Genomic DNA, 2,270 nt, shown 5'->3' with positions numbered 1-2,270 from the left:
CTCTGGCCCCGCTCCCAGGACTTGAGATCGGGGGAGAACCAGGCGGCGGCCGAGTAGCCCTCGGTGCCGACGACCACGTATCCGGCGGGGCCGGACGCGGCGGCGCTGGTGGCGGGCACGCCGCCCGCACCGGGCCGGAACGCCGCGGCGGAGTCGGCGGCCTGCCAGGTCGCCCCGTCCGCCGAGGTGACGACGAGCGGACGCCGGGGCGCCGCCTGGTCGTAGCCCACCGCCAGCCACCCGGACCGGCCGGTGGCGACGTCGGTCAGCTGCTGCGGCCCCGGGCGCGTGAACGCGGCCCCGAGCGCCTGGGCGGCCTTCCACGAGCCGCCGTCCCTGGACGTCCAGACAGCGGCGTCTCCTGCCGCGCTCCCGGCGGCCACGGCCAGCCCATCCGTTGCGCCGACGGACACGACCGTGTGGTCGGGACGGATCGCGCCTGGGATCTTCGACAGGTCGACCGGGACCGCCGTGCCGCCCGCGCCCCACACGCCGAGCAGCGGGTCCATGTCGCCGCCGCCGGGCTCGCGGCCCCCGATGACCGTCCGCCCGTCCGCCAGCGCGGCGCCCGTGATCTCGCGTCCGGCCTTGGACGGCGACGTGCCCGCGTCCTGCCAGGCGCCGCCGTCCGGGCTGCGCGACAGCAGCACGTCACTGCCGCGGACGACGACGGCCGCGTAGCCCTTGCCGTCCCCGAGGACCTGGGCGGTCCGCTCGTAGCCGGGCGTCTGGAGCCGCCCGGCCTGCCGCCAGGAGCCGCCGTCCTTGGAGGTGAACGCCTGGCCGTACGACTTGCCGGACGCATTGATCTCGCGCATGGCGAGGAAGCCGGCGGGACCGCCGCCGATCATCAGGCCCCTGCTGCCCTTGGGCACCGGCACGGCGGAGGTCGACCACGTCCGGCCGCCGTCCTCGGACCGCCAGACCGCCCGGTAGGTGGCGGGCTTCCTCGGATCGGGGGTGACGATCCCCTCCATGAGGATCACGTTGCCACCGGCGGTGGCCTCGATGAGGGACAGCTTCCCCTTGCGGATCTGGACGCCGATCTGGTCGCCGATCCGGGCCTCCCACCGGCGCCCGTCGCTGGAGGTCCACACGGCGGGCGTGGCGTCGCTGAAGTCGCCCTTGGGAGAGTTGTCGCCGATGGCCAGGTACCCGCTGCCGTTCGCGACGATCCGCCGGACGCGGTTGCCCGGCCCGAAGACGTCGCCGACGGCGTCGGGCTGGCGCCGCCAGGACCGCCCGTCCTCGCTGGTCCACACGGCGCCGCCGCCGGGCCGCGCGCCGATGGCGACCCAGCCGCGGGAGGCGCCCCCGACCGCCTGAGGCACCTCGCCCGGCCCGGGGGCGCCGCCGTCGGCGCCCTTCAGTTCGGCGGGCTTGAACGTGCGCCCGGCGTCACCCGAAACGAGGAACAGGCCGCGGGCGGTCTGCGCGTCGCTCTCCCCACCCACCGCGACCACCGTCGAACCGGACGCCGCGACACCGGCGATCTGCTGGTCGCGGCCGTCTGTACGGGCCGCGCCGTCCACGGGGAACAGCGCCCCGGCCAGCTTGGCCCCGCCACCGCCACCGGTGCCGCCGTCGTCATCGCCCAGGACGGACATCACCACGAAGCCACCGGCGGCGACCAGCGCCACGGCGGCCAGCCCCGCGACCCCGACGAGCAGCGGCTTCTTGCTACGCCTCCCGGTGCGCACCTTGGACTTGCCACCCTTGCCCGGCGTCCGCCACGGCTCGTCGATCTGCGGCGGTGGCGCCACGGGCAGGGCGCCCTCATGCGCGGGCTGAGCGCCCGGGACCTCCTGGGCGAACGGGAACGGCTCAGCGGCCGCGGGCCTCGGCGCCTCAGGAACCTTCTGCGCCCACGGGAACGGCTCGGGGCTCGGGGAAGCCGGAGCATCAGGGATCTCCTGCGCCCACGGGAACGGCTCGGGGGCCGCAGGCTCCAGAGGCGCAGGCGACTGGGCCGGGGCCGCTGGAGGGTCGGGGATCTCTTGCGCGTAAGGGAAGGGCTCCGGGGCCGGGGAGCCTGGAGTGTCAGGGGCCTTCTGTGCCCACGAGAACGGCTCCGGGCCCGAGGAAGCCGGAGCGTCAGGGATCTCCTGCGCGTATGGGAACGGCTCTGGGGCTGCGGGCGCCGGTGTCGCAGCAGACTGGGCCGGGGCCCCAGGAGGCTCGGGGATCTCTTGCGCGTACGGGAACGGCTCCGGGGGTGAGGGCGGCGGAGCGTCAGAGATCTCCTGCGCGTAGGGGAACGGCGGGGGCGC

Annotated in this window: 1 protein-coding gene; it reads right to left on the bottom strand. The window is 75.9% G+C overall.

What is annotated here, in order from left to right; all coding sequences use genetic code 11:
- Positions 1 to 1,763, bottom strand: a 1,763-nt coding sequence (locus tag E1298_RS46335; RefSeq protein WP_131903720.1) for a WD40/YVTN/BNR-like repeat-containing protein, incomplete at its 3' end; no start/stop codon positions are given.
- Positions 1,764 to 2,270: the final 507 nt, after the last annotated feature.

The sequence above is a fragment of the Actinomadura rubrisoli genome, from assembly GCF_004349215.1.
Taxonomy (GTDB): domain Bacteria; phylum Actinomycetota; class Actinomycetes; order Streptosporangiales; family Streptosporangiaceae; genus Spirillospora; species Spirillospora rubrisoli.
Note: the sequence above shows the minus strand (reverse complement) of the source record. Positions and strands in the feature narration are given on the sequence as shown.